This window comes from Actinosynnema sp. NPDC049800 (genome assembly GCF_040656635.1).
In the GTDB taxonomy this organism is placed as follows: Bacteria; Actinomycetota; Actinomycetes; order Mycobacteriales; family Pseudonocardiaceae; genus Actinosynnema.
Window position 1 is genome coordinate 336,866 of the sequence record NZ_JBFAMT010000001.1, and the last position, 20,114, is coordinate 356,979.

A 20,114-nucleotide genomic window follows, 5' to 3' on the forward strand; every position below is an offset into this window, starting at 1 on the left:
GAACGACATGCACCCCCTCAACCGCCGCGGTTTCCTCGGCCTCACCGCCGGCCTCTCGGTCGCCGCCCTCACCGGGTGCGGCGCCGCCGAACCGACCTCCTCCGCGTCCACCCCGCGCGACGGCGGCCGGCTGCGCGCAGCGTTCGCGGGCGCCGGCGCCAAGGAGGTGCTGGACCCGCACCTGGCGAACCTGTTCGTGGAGGCCGCCCGGTCCAAGGCGCTGTACGACAAGCTCGCCGACCTCGGCCCGGACGTCTCCGCGCAGCCCAGACTCGCCGAGAAGTGGGAGCCGGACGCCGGCCTGACCCGCTGGCGGATCACGTTGCGGCAGGCCGCCTTCCACAACGGGCAGCCGGTGCGCGCGGAGGACGTGCTGGCCAGCTACGCCCGCATCCTCGACCCCGCCCGCGCGTTCCGGGCCAAGTCCAGCCTCGCGTTGATCGACCTGCTCAACAGCCGCGCGGTGGACGAGCGGACGGTGGAGTTCGCGCTGAAGCGGCCGTTCGTGGAGTTCCCGAACGTGCTGGCGGCGTTCGGCGCGTACATCGTGCCCGCCGGCACGGAGGACTTCACCACGCCCGTCGGCTCGGGGCCGTTCCGCTTCGTGTCGTTCGAGCCGGGCAAGTCGGTGCTGCTCAAGCGGCACGCCGAGTACTGGGAGGGCGCGCCCCACCTGGACGAGCTGGAGTTCGTGATCGCCAACGAGGAGTCCGCGCGGACGAACGCGCTGCTCGGCGGCCAGGTCGAGTACGCGCACGACCTCACCCCGACCACCGCGCGCAGCCACGCGGCCGGGGACCGGATGGCGATCCACCGCGCGCCCAACAGCGCCGTGCAGGCCTTCGCGATGAAGCTGGACCGGCCGCCGTTCGACAACCGGGACCTGCGCGAGGCGATGTTCCTGCTGGCCGACCGGGCGCAGCTGGTCGAGTCGGTGCTCGCGGGCTCCGGGCAGGTGGGCAACGACCTGTTCGGCAAGGGCTACCAGCACTACGCCGACGACATCCCGCAGCGCACGCGCGACCTGGACAAGGCGAAGTTCCTGATCCGCCGCGCGGGCGCCGAGGGCCTCACGGTCAAGCTGGACACGTCCACCGCCGCGGCCGGGATGGTCGAGGCCGCCACGGTGTTCGCCGACCAGGTCAAGGGTTCGGGGCTGACCATCGAGGTGGTCACCGGCAACAAGGACAGCTACTGGTCCGACACGCTCAAGAACGGCTCGCTGTCGAGCTTCCGCTCCGGCGCGATGCCGATCGAGACCCACGTCGCGCAACGCCTGCTGAGCGGTTCGGGCACGAACGTGACCAAGTGGGCCCGGCCCGAGTTCGACGCGCTCTACGACCAGGCGGTGTCCACTGTGGACGCCGGGCGGCGCGGCGAGGTGTACCGGGAGATGCAGCGCTCCCTGCACGCCGAGGGCGGCTACCTGATGTGGGGCTTCGCGGACTGGATCGTCGGCGCCGCGCCGAAGGTGGGCGGCATCTCCACCGCGCCCGCGAACACGCTCGACTGGGCGCGGTTCGACAAGGTGTGGCTGGGATGAGCCTGCGCCGGTACGCGGCCCGGCGGCTGGCCATCGGCCTGGTCCAGGTGCTCGCCGTCGTCACCGCGGTGTTCCTGCTGGTGCAGGCGTTGCCGGGGGACGCGGCGGTGGCGTTGGCGGGCGACAACCCGGATCCCCAGCGGATCGCGCAGATCCGCGCCGCGATGGGGTTGGACCGGCCGCCGCTGGAGCGGTTCGGCGACTGGCTCCGGGGGTTGGCGCGGGGCGACTTCGGCGTGTCGCTGATCTCCGGTCGGCCGGTGGCGGAGTTCCTGCACGACGGGCTGGGTCCGACGCTCGTGCTGGCCGTGCTCGCCCTGGTGCTGCTGGTCCCGCTGGCCGTGCTGCTGGGCGTGCTGGCGGCGTTGCGCGAGGGCGGGCCGGTGGACCGGGTGGTCACGACGGCGACCGTGGGCCTGCACTCGATCCCGGAGTTCGCGCTGGCCGTCGTGCTGATCGCGTTGTTCGGGGTGCAGTTGCGGTGGCTGCCGCCCACGGCGGTGGGCGCGGACCTGCTCGGGCAGCCCGCCGTGCTGGTGCTGCCGCTGGTGGTGCTCGTCGCGCGGCCGTTGTGCTCGATCAGCCGGCTCGTGCGCGCCGGCATGATCGACGCGCTGGCGTCCGACTACGTCCGGCACGCGCGGCGGCTCGGCATCGGGGTGACGCGGGTCCGGTTCGCGCACGCGCTGCCGACCGCGCTGGCACCCGCCGTGCAGCAGGTGGCGCGGACCACCGACTGGCTGCTCGGCGGCGTGATCGTGGTCGAGGCGGTGTTCGTCGTCCCCGGTCTCGGCACGATCCTGGTGGACGCGGTCGCGGGCCGCGACCTGCCGGTGGTGCAGGGGCTGGCGGTGGTGTTCGCGGTGACCACGGTGGTGGTGAACCTGGTCGCGGACCTGCTCGTGTTCCGGCTCGCGCCGCGATCGGTGGCGATCGCGTGAGGGGCGTCGGCTGGTTGCTCGTGCTGGTGCCGCTGGCCCTGGCGCTGGTGGGCCCGTTGTTCGTGCCGGCCGAACTGACGCGGGGCGCGCCGTTCGCGGAGAACTCGTCGCTGGGCACCGACTTCGTCGGCCGGGACGTGTGGCACCAGGTGCTCGCGGGCGGGCAGACGGTGGTGCTGGTGGCGTTGCTGGCGACGGTGTTCTCGTACGTGCTCGGCGTGCCGTGGGGCGTCCTCGCCGCGATGACCCGCCTGCGGATCGTGGACGAGGTGCTGATGCGGCCCTTGGACCTGCTGCTCGCGGTGCCGTCGTTGCTGGTGCTGATCCTGGTGGCGGCGATCGCCGGGCCGGGGCTGGTGGTGCTCGTCGGCGTGGTGGCGCTGGTCAACTTCCCGGACGTGGCGCGGATCTCGCGGGCCGCCGCTCTGGAGATCGCCGGCCGGCCCGCGCTGGAGGCGATGCGGTTGCAGGGCGAGACGTGGTGGCGGACGTCCATCGTCTACACGGGACGATCGATGCTGCGGACCCTGGCCGCCGACCTGGGCGTGCGGCTGACCGGCGCGCTGTACCTGGTCGCGTCGGCCAGCTTCCTGGGCGTCGGCGTCGCGCCGGACGCCGCCGACTGGGCCGTCATGGTCGACCGCAACCGGGTGGGGCTGTTCCTGCAGCCGTGGGCGGTGGTCGTGCCCGCGTTGCTGATCGTGGCGTTGTCGGTGGGGTTGAACCTGGTGTTCGACCGGGCGTTGCGGGCGGAGGCGCGGACGTGACGGCGGTGGTGCACGTGGAGGGCCTGCGCGCGGTGGCCGGGTCGCGCGCGTTGGTCGACGGTGTCAGTTTCGCGCTGTCGGCGGGGCAGGTGGTGGCGCTGGTCGGCGCGTCCGGCAGCGGCAAGACCACCACGGGGTTGGCGCTGCTCGGCGAGCACGCGCCGGGGGTGTCGGTGAGCGGGCGGATCACGGTGACCGGGCGGATCGGGTTCGTGCCGCAGCAGCCGTCCGCGGCGCTGAACCCGGTGCGGCGGCTCGGTGGCGTGTTCCGGGAGATCGCCGCCCTGCACCCCGGTGATCGCGACACGTTGATCGCCGACGCGCTGCGCCGCGCCCGCGTGCCGGTGGAGCTGCTGCGCCGGTACCCGCACGAGCTGTCGGGCGGCCAGCAGCAACGGGTGGTGCTGGCGCAGGCGCTGGTCGGCGACCCGGTGGTGCTGGTCGCGGACGAGCCGACCACCGGGCAGGACCCGATCACCCGGGCCGAGGTGGTCGACGAGCTGTCGTCGGTCGTGGCGCAGGGCGTGGCGCTGGTGCTGCTCACGCACGACCTGGACGTGGTGCGGGCGTTGGCGGACGAGGTCGTGGTGCTGCGGGCGGGCCAGGTCGTGGAGGCGGGGCCGGTGGCCGACGTGCTCGACCGGCCGCGGACGGCCTACACCGCCGAGCTGGTCGCGGCGCAGCCCCGGGTCACCGTGCCCGCCGAACGGCCGGTCGAGCCGGTTCGGCTGGAGGCGCGGGCGCTGACGGCGCGGCACCGTGCCACGACCGTGCTGCACGACGTGGACGTGCGGGTGGGCGCGGGCGAGTGCCTCGCCGTCGTGGGGCGCTCCGGGAGCGGCAAGACCACGCTGGCCCGGTGCGTCGCCGGGCTGCACGCCGGGTTCACCGGTGACGTGCTGCTGGACGGGCGTCCGCTGCCCCGGTCGTTGCGCCGCCGGTCACGGGCGCAGTTGGCCGCGGTGCAGTACGTGTTCCAGGACGCCCGTGCGTCGTTCGACGCCTACCGGACCGTGCTGGACCAGGTCAGCCGGACCGCGGTGCGGCTCGGTGGCGTCGCCGACCCGCGTGCGGCGGCGTTGGCGGAACTGGCGGCCGTGGGGCTGGACGAGGCGACCGTGACCCGCCGGCCGTCCGGGCTGTCCGGCGGCGAGCTGCAACGCGCGGCGCTGGTGCGGGCGCTGCTGGCCCGGCCTGACGTGCTGGTGTGCGACGAGATCACCTCCGGCCTCGACACCCTGACCCAGGCGAGCCTGCTCGACCAGCTCGCCGCGCTGACCTGCACCGTCGTGCTGATCAGCCACGACCTGGCCGTCGTCGCGCGGCTGGCCGACCGCGTCGCCGTGCTGCACCGCGGGCACGTCGTCGAGCACGGGCCGGCGGGCGACGTCCTGGGCTCCCCCACCCACCCGGTGACCATCGGCCTGCTGGGCCGCTCGATGGAAGGAACAGAGGAGAGGAAGACATGACCTTGTACCACCGCGAAGTAGGGCCTTACGAGGTCCGCCTGGCTTCGCCGACCGACGTGGACGGCGCGCGCAGCGTCATGCTGGACACGTTCTACCAGGAGTTCGGCTACGGCTACCGGCCCGAGTGGCACGGTGACGTGGTCGACCTCGACGGCGCGTACCTGCGGCCCGACCGGCACGCGTTGTTCGTCGCGGTCAAGGGCGACGAGGTGGTGGGTACGACCGGCGTGCGCGCCACGGCGCCGGCCAGCCCGCCGCACCCCGCCTGGCTGGCCGCCCGCTACCCGGACGGCAGCACGGCGCAGTTGTTCCGCGTGTACGTGCGGCCGGAGCACCGCCGGTGCGGGCTGGCGCGCGCGTTGGTCGACATGGCCACCGCGTTCGTCGCGGGGACGCCGGGCTACGAGCGGCTGTACCTGCACACCGACACCCGGATCGCGGGTGCCGAGCCGTTCTGGCGCTCGGTGGCCGAGGAGGTGCACGACGCGCGTGACGGCGACCCGATTAGCTTCCAGACCGTCCACTTCGAGATCCCGCTGGCCCGCTGAGCCCGCTCACCCGTCACGTCGTCGGTGGAGCAGGTCCGCCAACGACGTGGCGGGGTGGCCGGTGAGGGTGGGCACGGCGTCGCCGACCTCGGACAGCTCGCCGCTGGCGACGGCGGTGTAGGTGGAGACCCAGGCGTCGAGCTGCCAGTCGGGCGCTCCGTACCCGGCACGCGAGCGATAGGCCTCGTCGACCGTCTCCGGGTGGTAGGTGATCGTCCGGCCGGTGGCTGCCGACAGCACGTCGGCGATCTCGTGGAAGGTGAGCGCCGCCGGACCCGTGAGGTCGTAAGTGCGGCCCGCGTGGGCGTCGGGGTCGGTGAGCACGGCGGTCGCGGCGTCGGCGACGTCGTCCCGCGCGACGGCGGCCAGGCGACCGTTCCCGGCGGGACCGCGCAGCACGTCGTCGTCCCCGACCATGGCGGGCAGGTAGTCGGCGTAGAGGTTGTCCCGCAGGAACGTGAACTCCAGCCCACTGGCTTCGACGTGCCGTTCGGTGGCCCAGTGGTCGCGGGCGAGGGTGAAGGTGGCGTTCGGCGCGGCGCCCACGAACGAGAGGTAGACGAGGTGGGCGACCCCGGCCGCCGCCGCGGCGTCGACGAAGGCGCGGTGCTGGTCCACCCGGTCGGGTGATTCCGAAGCCGAGACCATGAGGACGGTCGGGATGCCGTCGAGGGCCCGGCGAACGGCGTCGTGGTCGGCGAACCCGGCTTTCGCCACGGTCGCCGCGGGCACCTTGGGCGCGCGGGCGGGGTCACGGACGAGCAGCAGCTGGGCGTGCCCTGCTTCCGCGAGGCGGCGGGCGACGCGGCCACCGACGTGCCCGGTGGCGCCCGTGACGGCGATCGGGGGCTGGGCCATGGGTCTCCTCTCGGCGGTCGGCGCACCCCAGGCTCCCACGGACGGGCGCGCCGGACCTGCTCGACGTTGCCCGGCTCGCGCACCGGCGATGCGCCCGTGCGTCCCATGAACGCGATCGCCATTCGACGACAATTCGCGAATTCGTCGAAACAGCGCCTGTACGCGGACCTTTAATTCACGTGCATGAACTTCCTACACAAATGTGACCGCGCAGGGTTACCCTTCCTGGGAGCGCTCCCAGAATGGCCCTGCTCGCAAGGAGGCGACGCATGAACACGGTTACTGGCACGCGCAGAAGAAAGCTGACCGGTCGGTTCGCGGCGATCACGGCCGCGGCTTCGGTGACGGCGATGGCCGCGGCGATGGTGGTGGCCGGCGGCCAGAGCGCCTACGCGGCCGTCGGGTGCCGCGTCGACTACACCGTCACGAACCAGTGGGGCGGCGGGTTCGGCGCGAACGTCACGATCACCAACCTGGGTGACGCCCTGTCGAGCTGGAGCCTGGAGTGGACCTTCACCGCCGGCCAGCGCGTCGACCAGCTGTGGGGCGGCGAGTTCAGCCAGTCGGGCAGCACGGTGACCGTCCGCAACGCGAGCTACAACGGCTCCCTGGCCACCGGCGCGAGCACGACGCCCGGCTTCAACGGCTCGTGGTCCGGCTCGAACCCCGCGCCGACCTCGTTCAAGCTCAACGGGGTGACGTGCACCGGCTCGCCGACCAGCACGTCCGTCTCCCCCTCCACCTCGCCCTCGACCACCAGCCGGACCACCACCACCACCACCACGACCAACCCCGGTGGCGGCGGTGACGGCAGCGGCCCCTGGCCCACCGACACGGGCAGCGTGCACACCCCGACCACCCGCAACGCCGGCACGTTCTTCGACGGCGGCATGAAGCGGTACTACGGCATCGGTGACGGCGGCCAGGGCGAGAGCCAGGACCCGATGTTCGTGGTGGCCAACGGCGGCACCATCCAGAACGTGATCATCGACGCCCCGGCGGGCGACGGCATCCACTGCGAGGGTTCCTGCACCATCCGCAACGTCTGGTGGAACGACGTGGGCGAGGACGCCGCGACGTTCAAGTCCTCCAGCTCCTCGGCGCAGTACCTGGTCGACGGCGGCGGCGCGAAGTCGGGCGCGGACAAGGTGTTCCAGCACAACGGCGCGGGCACCGTGACCATCCGCAACTTCCAGGTGCACAGCAGCGGCAAGCTCTACCGCGCCTGCGGCAACTGCTCGACGTCCTACCAGCGCCACGTGGTCATGGACGGCGTCACGGCGCGGTCGACGAAGGTCCTCGCGGGCATCAACACCAACTGGGGCGACACCGCCCGCTTCTCCCGCATCACCGTCTACGGCAGCACGGTGATCTGCGAGAAGTACCAGGGCGTGCCGAAGGGCTCCGAGCCGAAGAAGATCGGTGAGGGCGCGGACGGCAAGAACTGCTTCTACTCGCCGTCCGACATCACCCAGCGGTAGCGGCACCGGCGGTGCGGGCGCGGCCACCCCTCGACGACGCGCCCGCACCACCGGTCACCAGTGCAGGTCCGGCAGTTCCGCGATCCGGACCAGGTCCGCCTCCCCCAGCGGCGGGGTCGGGCGCGTCGGTGCGTCGGACGCCCCGCCGGTCTGCGCGGCGTTGGAGGTCTGGACGCTGACCCACGTGCCGTCCGCCGCCTGCGCGGTCAGCGACAGCCTGGTCACGCCCCCTTCCACCACGGTCTCCAACGCCGCCTTGCGGCCATCCGAGAGGTCGACCAGGCGGCACGCGGCACGACCGGCGCAGCCCACCTCGCCGCCGCCGGGCTTCTCCAGGTTCACCATCAGCCAGCCGCTGCCGGCGGCGTCGGTCAGGTTGGCGATCGCGCGGTAGGCGCCCTGCCTGATGCCGAACTTCAACGCCTCCTCGGCGGGAGTCCGCTCGGGCCTCAAACCGGGTGGGAGGGCGCCCGCCAGCACCGGGTCGAGCTCGGCCGCGCGGCGGTCCGACGGCGCGGGGGGCACCGGACGGCCCACCCACTGCACCTTGAGCTGCGGCGCGGTGGCGATGGCGGTCAGGCGGTCGTCGTCGAGCACCCTCGTCTTGGAGCCCTGTCCGCCGGTCTCCATGACGCGCACGTACGTGCCGTCGGTGCGCCACACCTCGACGGTGGCCATCGTCACCTCGGCCGTCGACAACACGTCGACCTTCGCCGTCGCCCCGTCCGGCAGCTGCTCGATCGCGCACCGGACCTCCGACGTGGGCGCCCCCGACAGCGTGCACTCCCCCGGCGGCTGGCCGCCGAGCGGCCTGACGTAGACGATGACCGTCCGGTCGCCGGTCAGCACGAAGTTGCCGCCCCAGCTGTCCGCGATGGCGCAGAGCCGCAGCGGTGTCGCCTCGACCCCCGCCGGCAACGGCAGCGCGAACCGCGCGAACGCCTCGGTGAGGCGACCGGACTCGGCCAGTTCCGCCGGCGTCGCCGAACCGCGCGGCTGGTCGGGGAAGCCGCCCGTCATCCGCTCCGCCGCGCATCCCGGAGTCGTCACGACCGCCGACGTCGCGCTCGTCGTCGGCGACGTCGACAGCACGCCGGCGGGCGGGGCCGAGGCCTGCCCGAACGTCCCGCTCACCGCGACCGCGACCACCGCCACGACACCCGCCGCCGCGGCGGTCAGCGCGCCGTACCGCCGACGTGCCCGCCGCCTGCGCCCGTCCTCGACCACCTGCTCGAACGCCAGGCCCAACGCGGGCTCGTCCGCCAACGCCGACCTGATCATGTCCCGCACCTCGTCGCTCACGAGCCCTCCCACAGCACGGTCCGCTTGGTCGCCAACGCCCGGCGCAGGGCGCCCAGCCCCTTGGCGACCTGGCTCTTCACCGTTCCCTCGCTGCAGCCCAGCGCCGCCGCGGTCTCCGCGACCGGCAGGTCCTCCCAGTACCGCAGCACGACCGCGGCCCGCTGCCTGGGCGGCAGCGCGGCCAACGCCCGCCGCACGTCCAGGGCCTCCTCGAGCCCCGTCGACGCCTCGGCCACCTCCGGCACGGCCTCGACCACCGTCTCCGGCCGCCGTCCCCGCCACCGCGACTCGTCGATCACGGCCCGCACGAGCACCTTGCGCACGTACGCGTCGACCCGTCCCTCCCGGTCCAACCGCCCCCAGTGCACGTAGACCTTGGCCAGCGCCGTCTGCGCCAGGTCCTCGGCCCGGTGCCAATCGCCGCACAACAAGAAGGCGGTCCGCCGCACGACAGCCGCCCGTGCCTCGAAGTACGCCCGGAACTCGCGGTCCCGATCGTGCACGTGACACCTCCTCCACTCGGTCACCCCCTATACGGCGTCCGCACGCGGCCCGTTGCCCGTAACTTTGCGTGAGCACGCCGAAGGGCCCGCGCGCCGTCGAGCGCACGGGCCCCCCGAACCGCCGGGCTCCCCGATCAGCCGGCGGGCTCGACCCCGATGGCGTCCACCACCGCCGTCGTCACCGCGGTGAACTCCAGCACGGTCCCGGCCTCGAAGTCGTCCACGTCGTCGGTCGCGACCTGCCGCTCGCCGATGAACCGGCCGGTCTCCGGGTCGATGATGATGTCCCGGCGCCGGTCGTCGTCCTCGACGCCCAACGCGATGCCGACCCGACCCCCCAGGTTGGCCTGCTCCTCGGTCACCTCCAGGCCGTCGATCCTGGTCAACGCCCGGTAGATCGCGGCACGCACGTCCTTGTCGACCAGCCCGCTGCGCAACGCGTCGGCGGCGTAGGCGAACAGCGCGGCGTCACCCCGGCCGTCCGGCACGTCGGCCCGCAGCCGCTCGAACAGCGCGTCCGGATCGGTCGGCAGGCCCGCCTGCCACTCGGCGGTCGGGTTCTGCCAGGAACCGCCGTCCTGGCACTTCGACTCGCCGAAGAAGTCGCCGCACGGCGCGCGCCACTCCCCCTCGGGCCAGCCGCGCCGGTCGGGCAAGCCGCGCCGGCCGGCCACGCCGGCCGCCTCCGCCTCCGCCCGCGTGCCGATGACCCACTGCTCGTTGCCGGTCGCGTCCCGGCGCAGCATCCACTCGTCGCTCGGGTTCGCGGGCACCCACGTCTCCATCAGGTGCTCCGTGAGCCAGGCGAAGCCCTTGCCCTCGACCGAGGTCGTGCCCATCCACCAGGCGTGCGTCGCGACGTAGCGGTACTGACCGGGCCCGACGGGCTCGTCCACGGCGCCGATCGTCGTGGAGGCCGCCTGGTCGAGCGTCCGCACGGCCTCGGCGGTCGCCGGCGCGGGACCGCCGAACGACACGGTCTGCGCGACCAGGGCCCCGGCCACCAGCACCACGACCACCGCCGCGGCGGCCAACCAGCGCCCGGTGCTCCTCCGTGGTCGGCGCTCCGGTGTCGTGGTCACGCCCTCCTCCTCCTGCTCGATGTCCGCGAGCAACGCCGCCCTGGTCCGGACGAGCACCGGCTCGTCCGCGCGGACGTGGGCGTTCAAGGCGTCCAGCGCGGAGTCCAGTTCGTCCTCGGTCCACAGGCGGCGGACGTCGTCGTCACTCATCGCCGCTCCTCGTGTGCTCGGTGTTCGACGCGTGGGCCCGCAGCCGCTGCCGCACGCGGTGCAGCCGGGAGCGGACCGTGCCGACGGGGATGCCGAGCGCCTCGGCGACCTCGTTCGAGTCGAGGCCCGCCCAGCTGGTCAGCAGCAGCACGTCCCGGTCGCCCTCGTCCAGCCCGACCAGCGCGCCGGCCAGCAGCCTGGCCCGCGACGAGGCGTCCACCCGGTCGGCCACCCGGTTCCCGTGGTCCTCGGCGCCCGAGGCCGACCCGGCCGCCCGCGCCGCCGCGCGCAGCCCGCGCACCTCCTGCCGCACGTGCCTGCGCAGCAGGTTCGTGGCGATGCCGTAGAGCCAGGAACGCGCCGTGCCGCGGCCCGGGTCGTACCCGGTGCGGGTCTGGAACGCGATCAGGAACGTCTCGCCGACCAGGTCGTCGGCCAGGTCGCCGACGCGGCGGGCCAGGTACCGGTGCAGCGGCCGGGCGTGCCGGTCGAACAGCTGCCCGAAGAGCCGCGACGGGTGCGGTCCGGCCAGGTCCGGCCGGTCGTCGGCGGCCGCGGCCCCGCCGCCCGCGTGCTCGGTCATGATCCTCACACCAGGTGTTGCCCGCAGCGCGCCGCCACGTTCACGCCGTGCCGGTCGGTCACGCCGCACGGTACGGCGTCCGGGGACGTCTCCGGGGCGCGATCAGGGGCGTCCGCAGTGCAGCGCGGTGATGCCGCAGTCGAACGCGCGGGCCTCCACCAGCCGGCACCGCCGTCGGGCGGCGGTGTCGCCGAACACCGGCAGGCCCGTGCCGATCGCGGTCGGGTCGACGAACAGGTGCAGTTCGTCCAGCAGGTCCTCGGCGAGCTCGCGGCCGAGCACGATGCGGTCGACCGGTCCGGTCAGCGCGCCGACGTGGGGGTGAGGTCCTCGGTCCACGGGGAGGTGAGCCAGTCCGTCTCCCCGCCCGGACCGGCCACCACCCCGTTCCGACACCGACGACCGGGAACCGCGCGCGACGGCCGTCGCCTCCGGCTCAGCGGGCGCCGGGGCGGTAGGCGTCGTTCACGGCCACCGGGCCGGCGCCGCTCGTGGTGCCACCACCCGGGACGTAGATCGTGCCGTCCACCGCGACGGCGGCGGTGCCGTGGCGAGGTACCGGCATCGGCGCCAAGCGCTGCCAGCGGTCGCAGGCCACGTCGTACACCTCGTGGTCGGGGAAGACGCCGTGCGCGCCCGGCGCGTGGTTGCCCTCGCCGCCGAACGCGTGGATCCGGCCGCCGACGACGGCGGTCGCGATGCCGCCCCGGGCGGTCGGCATGGGCGCGCGCTCGGTCCAGCGCCGGGTGCGCAGGTCGAGCGCGTACACGCTGTCCCGGACGTTCACCTGGCCCCGGTCACGTCCGCCGAGCACGTAGAACGTCGCACCGAGGATCGCGCCGCCGACGTGGTCACGGGCCTCGGGCAGGCTCGGCAACGACTCCCAGCGACCGGTGACGACGTCGTAGGACGACACGGTGTCCACCGTGTCCTGCAACCCGCCGGGTCCGGGCGTCAACGTCCGCATGCCGCCGGCGAGGTAGATCTTCGTCCCCCGCACGCCCACGGCGGCGCTGCCGCGTTCGGCGCCGGCGGGCATCGGCGGCAGTTCGGTCCACCGGTCCGCGCGCGGGTCGTAGACGTAGCTGTCGGGCAACGCCTGCCACGACGCGCCGCCGGTCAGCCCGCCCACGACGTAGAGCCGACCGCCCACCGCCGCCACGTTCGGGTGGTTCATCGCCACCGGCAGGGGCGCGGCCGTCGACCAGCGGTCGGTGCGCGGGTCGTAGACCTCGACCTTGTCCGTGGTCACGACCCCGCCGCCGGCGTTCGGGAGGATGCCGCCGATGACGTAGACCCGGCCGTCGAGCGCGGCGACGCTGTGCTCCTGCCGCGGCCCGCTCGCGATCGGCGCCAACGGCTGCCAGCCGTGGCCGTACCCGGTCGTCGGCGTTCGGGAGGATGTCCCGGGTCCGGGATGGGCGTGGGCCGCAGGGGCGACCAGCAGCGCCACGCCCGCGGCCAGGGCGGTCCATCGTCGCATCGCGACCTCCACTTGCACGTCGTTACACCGTCTCTATATCGACGTTAGGCGAGTTCTATAACGATGACAAGTGTGGGTATAGTCCGGTTACATGAGCGAGGGGCAGCAGGCGCGGGAGCGCATCCTGGCCGCGGCGGCGGCCCTGGTCGGCGAGGTCGGCATCGAGGGCACGTCGATCCGCGACGTGTGCACGCGCGCGGGCGTCACGCCGCCGACCGTCTACCACTACTTCGGCGACAAGCGCGGTCTGCTCGACGCCGTGGTCGCCGACGGGTTCGAGCGCTACCTCGCGGAGAAGCGCAGGCGTCGCCCGTCCGCCGACCCGGTCGAGGACCTGCGCCGCGGCTGGCACGGGCACGTGGAGTTCGGGCTGCGCAACCCCGCGTTCTACGGGCTGATGTACGGCGGCGTGCGGGCCGGTCGGCACCCGGCGGCGCTGGAGGGCGAGCGGATCCTCCGCCGGATCGTCGAGCGGATCGCCGAGGCCGGCCTGGTGCGCGTCACGGTGGACGAGGCCGTGCAGACCGTCCACGCCGCCACCGTCGGCACCACGATCCTGCTGATCGGCGACCCCGACGCACCGGGCGCCGCAGGGCTGTCCGAGCGCAACCTCGAAGCCGTGCTCGACGCGGTGCTGATCACCCGGCCCGACGCCGACCGCACCGGCCTGCCCGCCGAGGCCGAGAAGCTGGTCGCGCTCGTCGCGCGGACCCCGGATGCCCCGCTCACCCCCGGAGAGCGGGGCATCCTGCTGGAACTGCTGGCGAAGCTCGCCCGGACCGGGTGAGCTACGCCTCCCTGGCCCAGGCCTTGGCCAGCGCGAGCTTGCCGCCGGTGTGCAGCAGCGACCCGGAGTACACCCGGCTCGCCAGCAGCACGGTCAGCACCACCGTCCCGGCCAGCAACCCCATGGCCAGCAGCGGTTCCCACAGCGCCGCGTCACCGGCGAACAGCCGCACCGGCATGGCGATCGCCGACGAGAACGGCAGGAACGACAGCACGGTGAGCACGGCGACGTTGTCGGAGAAGAACATCACGCCGAAGTAGGGCCCCATCACCAGGAGCATCACCAGGCCCATGCTCGAACCCAGGTCCTCCTGCCTGCTGACCAACGACCCGGCCACCGCCCACATCGCGGCCAGCAGCACGAAGCCGAGCAGCAGGAACGGCACGAACCAGCCCAGCGCGGGCGCGACCAGCGCCAGCAGCTCCGAGTGCCCGCCGAGCCGCATCGCCACCGGCCCGGCCACCGCGATCACCAGCACCTGGCCGATCGTCAGCAGCGAGTGGCCCACGATCTTGCCCGCCAGCAGCGCGCGCACCGGCACCGTCGACACCAGGATCTCCACGATCCGCGTCTGCTTCTCGGTGACCGTGCTCTGCGCGATCGCCGTGCCGCTCATCCCGAACATGAGGAACAGCAGGGCGAACACCATGATCACGAGCTGCCGCTGACCCTGGCCGACCTCGGCCGGGTCGAGCAGGTCGACCGGCGGCGCGGTGCGCAGCGCGGCCAGGACGTCGGTCGGCGGGTCGGCCAGCGCGACCACCCGGACACCCGTGGCCGACTCGCCCGTCGGGTCCGGCACGACCGCCGCCTCCACCTCCTCCGACCGGATCAGCGCCTCGGCCTCGGCCACGTCGGCGACGGCGCGGACCTCGACACCGGTGTCCGTCAGCACGTCCGCGGCCCGCGCGCCGACCGTGGCCACCTTGGTCTCGCCGCCGCCGAACACGGTCGGCAGGATCGACATCGCGAACAACCCCACCACGATCACGCCGAGGCCGATCCAGAAGGCCTTGGCGCGCAGGAAGGTCTTCATCTCCCGCTCGGCGACCAGCCTGGTGGCCGCGACGAACCCGCGCGACCCGCCGTCCCGCTCCCGCTCCGCCACGCCGGTCATCAGATCGCCTCCATGAAGATCTCGCCGAGCGTCGGCACGACGGGGGTGAAGCTGCGCACGGGACCGCGGCGCAGGGCCGCTGCCAGGACCACCTGGTCCACTTCGGCGTCACCGTCCGGTTCGAACACCACGCGGGGACCGTCCACGTCGACCACGCGGACGCCCGGCACGTCGCGCACCCACCCCGCGTCGGACGCCACGACCAGCTCGAACCTCGTGGTGCCGTACCGGGTCCGCAGCTCGTCCCGCGCGCCGGCGACCGCGATCCGGCCGCCAGAGATGATCACCACGTCGTCGCAGAGCCGTTCCACCACCGACAGCTGGTGGCTGGAGAACAGCACGGGCACGCCGTTCGCGGCCCGCTCGCGCAGCACGCCGAGCACCGTCTCGACCGCGATCGGGTCCAGCCCGGAGAACGGCTCGTCCAGGATCAGCATGACGGGGTCGTGCACGAGCGCGGCGGCGACCTGCGCGCGCTGCTGGTTGCCCAGCGACAGCTCCTCGAGCTTGTCCTTGGCCCGGTGCCCCAGTTCGAGCTGGTCGAGCAGCCGCTCGGTGTTGCGCCGCGCGGTGTCCTTGTCGAGGCCGTGCAGCTGCCCGAGCCAGGCGATCTGCTCGCCGACGGCCATCTTCGGGTAGAGGCCGCGCTCCTCGGGCATGTACCCGAACCGCTGCCGCACCGCGCCGGTCACCGGCGAGCCGTGCCAGGCGACCGTGCCGCCCTGCGCCGCCAGGACGCCGAGGACGATGCGCATGGTGGTGGTCTTGCCGGACCCGTTCGCGCCCAGGAACCCGGTCATGCGGCCGGGTCGGACCTCGAAGGACACCCCGTCGAGGACCTGGTGGTCGCCGAAACTCCGGCTGACCGACGTCACTGTCAACATGACCGCAACGCTAGGTCCCGCACCCCGGCGGCGCGTCCGGCGCGAGATCGACTCCCGGGGTCATCCTCGCGGAGGACCCCCTTGGCCCGGCTCCACGATCCCGTGCTCGTAGGCGAACACGACGGCGTGCGTGCGGTCGCGCAGGCCCAGCTTGGCCAGGATGCGCGACACGTGCGTCTTCACCGTCGTCTCGCCCAGGTACAGCGCGCCGGCGATCTCCGAGTTGCTCGCGCCGCGCGCGAGGTGTTCCAGCACCTCGAACTCGCGGTCGGTCAGCTCCGCCGGCCGCCGCGCGGGCGTGGCGGGCCCCCGTTCGGTGAACCGGGCGATGACGCGCCGCGTGACCTCGGGCGAGAGCAGGGCGTCGCCGCGGGCCACGATCCGGACCGAGTCGACCAGGTCCTCCGGCGAGGCGTTCTTGAGCAGGAAACCGCTCGCGCCCGCGCGCAGCGCCTCGAACAGGTAGTCCTCGCGGTCGAACGTGGTGAGGATGACGACCTTGATCGGGTTGCCCGCGCCGGCCGGGCCGAGGATGCGCCGGGTGGCCTCCAGGCCGTCGACGCCCGGCATCTGCACGTCCATCAGCACGACGTCCGGCCGGAGCCTGCCGACCACCTCCACGGCCTCGACGCCGTCACGGGCCTCGCCGACCACCTCGATGTCGTCCTCGGTGCCGAGGATCACCCGGAAGCCCGCCCGCACCAGGTCCTGGTCGTCGGCGAGCACCACGCGCAACGGGATCGTCATGCCGGGAACCTCGCACGGACCCGGTACCCGGCATCACGGCGGGGTCCGGCTTCCAGCTCGCCGCCGTGCACCGCGACCCGCTCCCGCATCCCGACCAGGCCGAACCCGGCCCGACCCGACGTGCCCGACCGACCCCGGCCGTCGTCGGCCACCTCGACCTCCAGCGAGTTCGCCAGGAACCGCACCCGCACGTCGGCCTTGCGCGCGTCCGCGTGCTTCACCACGTTCGTCAACGACTCCTGCACGATCCGGTACACCGACAGCGCCACGCCCTCCGGCACCGGCCGGGGCTCGCCGTACACGCCGTGCTCCACGTCGAGCCCGGCCGACCGCGCCAGTTCGGCCAGCTCGGGCAGCTGGTCCAGCCCCGGCGAGGACGTCTCGCCCGCCTTGGGTGGCGCCTCGTCCTGATCGGCGCGCAGCACGCCGAGCAGCCCGCGCAGCTCGCCGATGGCGGTGCGGGCGGTGTCCTCGACGGTCCGCAACGCCTCCCTGGCCAGGTCGGGGTCGCGGTCGAGCACCCGCCGCGCCGCGCCCGCCTGCACGCCCATCACCGACACGTGGTGCGCCACGACGTCGTGCAGGTCGCGGGCGATGCGGACGCGTTCGGCGACGATCGCGCCACGCGTGTTCTGCTCCTGCGAGCGGCGCAGCTGCTCGGCGCGGTGCTCCAGCTCGGCCTGCCGACGGGCCGAGACCCACGCCATCTCGCCGAAGAAGTACGCGGACAGGAAGAACAGCACGTTGAACCCGATGCCGTAGAGCACGGTCGCGAGCACCGGGTCGAGCGGCCCGGCCGCGCCCTCGAACGGCGGCATCGGCCTGACCAGGAACCGCACCAGCCCGAACCCGAGCCAGCCGAACATGGCCACGATCACCGCGATCCGCGCCCACCGCGCCCGCGTCCGGTCCCGCCCCCACGCGCCCGCGCTGAAGATGGCCAGGAACAGCGCGACGGACGGCACGAGGTTGTCGCCCACCTGCCGGGCCTGCGCCGCGACGAGCAGCGCGCCCACCACGAACATCACCGTCAGCGGGTAGCGCCGGCGCGCCGCCAGCGGCAGGGTCATCGCCGCGCCCCAGGCGAGCTGCTCGGCCAGCGGCGGTCCGCCGTCCCACGGGCTCGCGCCCATGCTGTTGATCAGCACGGTCACCGCCACCGCGCCGGCCAGGGCCGCGAGCGCCAGCCAGACGTCCTCGCGCCACTCGGCCCCGGTGGGACCGGGACGCCGCCACCGCGCCCACACCGGCTCGGGACCGCCGTCGCGCGTCCAGTCGTCCGCCATGCCCGTGAACGTAGCCCGAGCGGCGTTCGGCCGGAGCGCCGGACCACTGCGGTTCACCGGGCAGGTGCGGCAGCGGGGGTGCTGCGCCAGACCGGCGGGGTGGACGGGTTCCGCCACACCGGCCTGCTCGACGACCGGGACCGGTTGCCCATCCCGCCGTCCGGCGACCCGCGGGCTTCCTAGTCCGCGCCCGACCGGGCGGCGGTGACGACGACGGCGGTGTAGCGCATGACGAAGGCGCCGCCCACCGAGTCGATGGCGGCGCCGGTCGCGGCCAGCACCTCGTCCAGCTCGGCGGGTGGGAGCCGGGCGGCCACGCCGGAGGTCGGCAACTGGTCCAGCCACTCGTCCCGGGTGTAGGTCCGCTCCCAGTCGAACCGCCACTCCTCGTCCTCGCCGAACGCGCCCGACCGCCGGATGCCGTCGACCGCCTTGGCGGTGAAGGGCGAGTACCCGGCCGCGGGGGCGGGTGGGGAGTCCGGCAGGACGCGGCGATAGCCGGCGTTGAAGGCCTCGGCCAGGTCGGGCGGCGGTTGGGCGACGTTCCAGAACACGGCCAGCCGGCCGCCCGGCCGCAGCACGCGGGCCGCCTTCGCCGCGCCCGCGACCGGGTTGACCCAGTGCCAGGTCTGGCCGGACACCACGGCGTCGAACACGCGGCCGGCGGGCTCCCAGTCCTCGAACCTGCCCACCTCCACGTCGAGACCGCGCCGCCGTGCCACGTCGGCCATCCGGGGGTCGACCTCGACGCCGAGCACCCGGCACCCGGCCGCCTGGAACCGGCGGGCCGCGATGCCGGTGCCCGTGCCCACGTCCACCACGTGGGGCCCGGGGCTCGCGGCGACGATCGCCCGCACCATGGCGTCGGGATAGGACGGTCGGGAGCGGTCGTAGCGCTCGGGGTCCGTGCCGAACGACTCGGCCATGTCACGGGCGCGGTGCGGGTCCGGGGGTACTGTGGGCATGCGCCCACTATGAGTGGGCAATCGCCCACTCGTCAACCGAGAGGAGCACCGTGCCGACCGGTGTGGCCATCCGCGACGTGCGCGAGCAGCTGTTCGACGCCGCCGACCGCATCCTGCTGCGGGACGGGCCCAGCGCGCTGACCAGCCGTGCCGTCACCACCGAGGCGGGTTGCGCCAAGGGCGTGCTGCACCGGCACTTCGAGGACTTCGACGCCTTCCTGGCCGAGTTCGTGCTCGACCGCGTCGACCGGATGGACGCCCAGGCCGCCGCGCTGCGCGGGGCCGCGGGCTCCGGCGCGGTCGTCGACAACCTCACCGACGCGCTCATCTCGCTGTTCGGGTCGGTCGCGGTGGCGATCGTCGCCCTGGTGACCTTCCGGGACGAGCTGCGCGCCCGGCTGCGGCGGGCGTGGCCCGCGGGCGTGCCGGTGCTGACGGAGGCGGTGACCATGATCGCGGCCTACCTCACCGCCGAGCGCGACCTCGGCCGCATCGCGCCGACCGCTCAGGTCGACGCCCTCGCACCCACCCTCATCGGCACCGCGCACCTGCTGTTCGCCGACCGCGGCGCGCGGCCGGAGCGCGACGCCGTGCGCCAGGCCGTGACCGCGGTCGTCGCCGGCGTGCTCTGAGCGCTTCAGCGCGGCTCGACCCTGGTGGCCGTGTCGCCGAAGACGAACGCGGACGGCTCGCACTCGGCGATGAAGTCGCCGGGGAACCCGAGCCGGAACTCCACCGCCGCCTCCAGCCGCCGGACCGCGTCCTCGGGCAGGGTCAGGTCGAGCGCGCCGAGGTTCTCGGCGAGCTGCTCGACGCTGCTCACGCCGACCAGCGGCAGCACCGCGCGGTGCTTGGCGCGCGTCCACGCCAACGCCACCTGCGCCGGGCGTGCGCCCAGCTCGTCGGCGACCTCCCGGACGGCACGGGCCGCCGCGCGGTCGCGTTCGGTCAGCGTGGCGGGGTCGGCGCGCCTGGGGTTCGACGACCCTGACAGCTTGCCCGCCGCGAGCGGGGCCCAGGCGGTGACGCTCAGGCCGAGCGCCTCGGCCATCGGCAGCAGCTCGCGCTCGACGTCGCGGTTGAGCAGGTTGTAGGGCACCTGGAGCCCGGCGAACGGCGTCCAGTCGCGCCACTGCGCGAGCGTGTTGGCGCGGGAGACGACCCACGCCGGCGCGTCGGAGATGCCGGTGTAGAGGATCTTGCCGGCGCGGACGGCGTCGTCCAGGGCGCGCATCGTCTCCTCGACCGGGGTGTGCCGGTCCCAGATGTGCACCCAGTAGATGTCGACGTAGTCGGTGCGCAGCCGGCGCAGGCTCCGGTCCAGCGAGGCCGTCAGGTTCTTGCGGTGGTTGCCCGAGGCGTTGGGGTCGGCGGCGTCGCGCGACAACGTGTACTTCGTGCCGATGACGAACCGGTCCCGCCGGTCCACGATCGAGCCGAGCAGCTCCTCGCCGGCGCCGTAGGCCGACGCGGTGTCGAGCACGTTGCCGCCCGCGTCGGCGTAGGCGTCCACGATGCGGCGCGACTCGACGGGGTCGCTCAGGGTCATCGTGCCGAGCAGGAGTTCCGACACGCGCAAACCGGTCTGGCCGAAGAGGCGGTACTTCATGGTCATGCC

The 20,114-nt window shown here is 73.8% G+C and carries 21 protein-coding genes; 8 read left to right on the plus strand and 13 right to left on the minus strand.

Annotated elements, in window-relative coordinates; translation table 11 throughout:
* Positions 1 to 7: 7 nt before the first annotated feature.
* Genes AB0I91_RS01570 through AB0I91_RS01590 form a run of 5 tightly spaced genes read left to right on the plus strand, consistent with a single transcriptional unit; the run spans position 8 to position 5,268 of the window.
* Positions 8 to 1,543: an ABC transporter substrate-binding protein gene (locus tag AB0I91_RS01570; protein ID WP_499634653.1), complete on the plus strand. Its 1,536-nt coding sequence runs from the start codon at positions 8 to 10 to the stop codon at positions 1,541 to 1,543.
* Positions 1,540 to 2,484, plus strand: a complete 945-nt coding sequence (locus AB0I91_RS01575; protein ID WP_499634656.1) for an ABC transporter permease — start codon at positions 1,540 to 1,542, stop codon at positions 2,482 to 2,484. The genes AB0I91_RS01570 and AB0I91_RS01575 overlap by 4 nt, the downstream gene beginning before the upstream one ends.
* A complete protein-coding gene (locus tag AB0I91_RS01580) occupies positions 2,481 to 3,251 on the plus strand; it encodes an ABC transporter permease (RefSeq protein ID WP_499611784.1) in 771 nt (256 codons plus the stop codon). The genes AB0I91_RS01575 and AB0I91_RS01580 overlap by 4 nt, the downstream gene beginning before the upstream one ends.
* Positions 3,248 to 4,720 carry an ABC transporter ATP-binding protein gene (locus AB0I91_RS01585; protein ID WP_499634658.1) on the plus strand — a complete coding sequence of 491 codons (1,473 nt, stop codon included), beginning with the start codon at positions 3,248 to 3,250 and terminating at the stop codon, positions 4,718 to 4,720. Before AB0I91_RS01580 ends, AB0I91_RS01585 begins: the two co-directional genes overlap by 4 nt.
* Positions 4,717 to 5,268 (plus strand): GNAT family N-acetyltransferase, encoded by a 552-nt coding sequence (locus AB0I91_RS01590; protein ID WP_498772104.1) that lies wholly within the window; start codon positions 4,717 to 4,719, stop codon positions 5,266 to 5,268. The genes AB0I91_RS01585 and AB0I91_RS01590 overlap by 4 nt, the downstream gene beginning before the upstream one ends.
* Before the next feature lie 6 nt (positions 5,269 to 5,274).
* Here AB0I91_RS01590 and AB0I91_RS01595 read toward each other — a convergent pair whose 3' ends face one another.
* On the minus strand, positions 5,275 to 6,126 hold the full coding sequence (locus AB0I91_RS01595) for an SDR family oxidoreductase (RefSeq protein ID WP_499611781.1): 852 nt from the start codon (positions 6,124 to 6,126) through the stop codon (positions 5,275 to 5,277).
* A 269-nt stretch (positions 6,127 to 6,395) separates the two neighbouring features.
* Between AB0I91_RS01595 and AB0I91_RS01600 the strand changes: the two genes are divergently transcribed.
* Positions 6,396 to 7,607 (plus strand): pectate lyase, encoded by a 1,212-nt coding sequence (locus AB0I91_RS01600; protein ID WP_499634661.1) that lies wholly within the window; start codon positions 6,396 to 6,398, stop codon positions 7,605 to 7,607.
* A 54-nt stretch (positions 7,608 to 7,661) separates the two neighbouring features.
* Here AB0I91_RS01600 and AB0I91_RS01605 read toward each other — a convergent pair whose 3' ends face one another.
* The 6 genes from AB0I91_RS01605 to AB0I91_RS01630 all read right to left on the minus strand — a co-directional run bounded on the left by AB0I91_RS01605 (position 7,662) and on the right by AB0I91_RS01630 (position 12,710).
* On the minus strand, positions 7,662 to 8,909 hold the full coding sequence (locus AB0I91_RS01605; RefSeq protein ID WP_498772098.1) for a hypothetical protein: 1,248 nt from the start codon (positions 8,907 to 8,909) through the stop codon (positions 7,662 to 7,664).
* On the minus strand, positions 8,906 to 9,412 hold the full coding sequence (locus AB0I91_RS01610; RefSeq protein ID WP_498772096.1) for a SigE family RNA polymerase sigma factor: 507 nt from the start codon (positions 9,410 to 9,412) through the stop codon (positions 8,906 to 8,908). Before AB0I91_RS01610 ends, AB0I91_RS01605 begins: the two co-directional genes overlap by 4 nt.
* Before the next feature lie 134 nt (positions 9,413 to 9,546).
* Positions 9,547 to 10,644, minus strand: a complete 1,098-nt coding sequence (locus tag AB0I91_RS01615) for a CU044_5270 family protein (protein ID WP_498772094.1) — start codon at positions 10,642 to 10,644, stop codon at positions 9,547 to 9,549.
* On the minus strand, positions 10,637 to 11,227 hold the full coding sequence (locus AB0I91_RS01620; protein ID WP_498772092.1) for an RNA polymerase sigma factor: 591 nt from the start codon (positions 11,225 to 11,227) through the stop codon (positions 10,637 to 10,639). The genes AB0I91_RS01615 and AB0I91_RS01620 overlap by 8 nt, the downstream gene beginning before the upstream one ends.
* 102 nt (positions 11,228 to 11,329) lie before the next feature.
* A complete protein-coding gene (locus tag AB0I91_RS01625) occupies positions 11,330 to 11,566 on the minus strand; it encodes a hypothetical protein (RefSeq protein WP_499634664.1) in 237 nt (78 codons plus the stop codon).
* A gap of 97 nt (positions 11,567 to 11,663) precedes the next feature.
* On the minus strand, positions 11,664 to 12,710 hold the full coding sequence (locus AB0I91_RS01630) for a Kelch repeat-containing protein (RefSeq protein ID WP_499634667.1): 1,047 nt from the start codon (positions 12,708 to 12,710) through the stop codon (positions 11,664 to 11,666).
* A 91-nt stretch (positions 12,711 to 12,801) separates the two neighbouring features.
* On the opposite strand from AB0I91_RS01630, the gene AB0I91_RS01635 reads away from it, so the two are divergent.
* Positions 12,802 to 13,497, plus strand: coding sequence for a TetR/AcrR family transcriptional regulator (locus AB0I91_RS01635; RefSeq protein ID WP_499634670.1), 696 nt, complete (start codon positions 12,802 to 12,804; stop codon positions 13,495 to 13,497).
* A gap of 1 nt (position 13,498) precedes the next feature.
* Here the strand turns inward: AB0I91_RS01635 and AB0I91_RS01640 are convergent, their stop codons facing one another.
* From AB0I91_RS01640 to AB0I91_RS01660, 5 genes are all read right to left on the minus strand, one after another.
* Positions 13,499 to 14,614 carry an ABC transporter permease gene (locus AB0I91_RS01640; RefSeq protein ID WP_499634672.1) on the minus strand — a complete coding sequence of 372 codons (1,116 nt, stop codon included), beginning with the start codon at positions 14,612 to 14,614 and terminating at the stop codon, positions 13,499 to 13,501.
* On the minus strand, positions 14,614 to 15,498 hold the full coding sequence (locus AB0I91_RS01645) for an ABC transporter ATP-binding protein (RefSeq protein WP_499611759.1): 885 nt from the start codon (positions 15,496 to 15,498) through the stop codon (positions 14,614 to 14,616). Before AB0I91_RS01645 ends, AB0I91_RS01640 begins: the two co-directional genes overlap by 1 nt.
* 60 nt (positions 15,499 to 15,558) lie before the next feature.
* Positions 15,559 to 16,245 (minus strand): response regulator, encoded by a 687-nt coding sequence (locus AB0I91_RS01650; RefSeq protein ID WP_498772080.1) that lies wholly within the window; start codon positions 16,243 to 16,245, stop codon positions 15,559 to 15,561.
* Positions 16,242 to 17,531 carry a sensor histidine kinase gene (locus tag AB0I91_RS01655; protein WP_498772078.1) on the minus strand — a complete coding sequence of 430 codons (1,290 nt, stop codon included), beginning with the start codon at positions 17,529 to 17,531 and terminating at the stop codon, positions 16,242 to 16,244. Before AB0I91_RS01655 ends, AB0I91_RS01650 begins: the two co-directional genes overlap by 4 nt.
* A 179-nt stretch (positions 17,532 to 17,710) precedes the next feature.
* Complete coding sequence (locus AB0I91_RS01660) at positions 17,711 to 18,496, minus strand: class I SAM-dependent methyltransferase (RefSeq protein ID WP_499634675.1); 786 nt, start codon at positions 18,494 to 18,496, stop codon at positions 17,711 to 17,713.
* A 50-nt stretch (positions 18,497 to 18,546) separates the two neighbouring features.
* Here AB0I91_RS01660 and AB0I91_RS01665 point away from each other — a divergent pair, with 50 nt between their 5' ends.
* The gene (locus AB0I91_RS01665) at positions 18,547 to 19,128 is read left to right on the plus strand and encodes a TetR/AcrR family transcriptional regulator (protein WP_498772074.1); all 582 of its coding nucleotides are present in this window, start codon (positions 18,547 to 18,549) and stop codon (positions 19,126 to 19,128) included.
* 5 nt (positions 19,129 to 19,133) lie between these two features.
* Here the strand turns inward: AB0I91_RS01665 and AB0I91_RS01670 are convergent, their stop codons facing one another.
* Positions 19,134 to 20,111, minus strand: a complete 978-nt coding sequence (locus AB0I91_RS01670) for an aldo/keto reductase (protein WP_498772072.1) — start codon at positions 20,109 to 20,111, stop codon at positions 19,134 to 19,136.
* Positions 20,112 to 20,114: the final 3 nt, after the last annotated feature.